The sequence below is a fragment of the Mesorhizobium sp. M00.F.Ca.ET.216.01.1.1 genome, from assembly GCF_004010325.2.
Taxonomy (GTDB): domain Bacteria; phylum Pseudomonadota; class Alphaproteobacteria; order Rhizobiales; family Rhizobiaceae; genus Mesorhizobium.
Genome location: NZ_SADR02000312.1, coordinates 1 through 339, shown reverse-complemented (window position 1 = coordinate 339; position 339 = coordinate 1). Strand labels below are relative to the sequence as shown.

Here is a 339-nt window from a genome sequence, read left to right as displayed (position 1 = left end):
ATGGCCTCGGACTGCCGGCGATAGGCGCCGATGGCATCGAGCGCCGGCGCAATGTCTTCCACCAGAGTGTCGATGCCGAGCTGGGCTGCGACGACACGTCCGAGCCTGAGCGAGTCTCCGGAGGAATCGCGCTCCGGCATGAAGATTCCCAGCACCTTGTCCCTGCCGAAGGCACGCACGCACAACGATGCGACGACGGAACTATCGATGCCGCCCGACAGCCCAACCACCACCCCGCGACGCCGAAGCGTGACCAGTACCTGTTCACGTGTCGCCGTCACGATGCGCTCTGCCTCAGCGGCGGCATCCAACGCCAGCACATCCTTGGTGAATCTCGAG

The 339-nt window shown here is 64.9% G+C and carries 1 pseudogene; it reads right to left on the bottom strand.

Going from position 1 to position 339, the window contains the following annotated elements:
• Positions 1-320: pseudogene (gene nadE, locus EN859_RS36260) on the bottom strand (NAD(+) synthase); the annotation flags it as partial.
• Between the last annotated feature and the right edge of the window lie 19 nt (positions 321-339).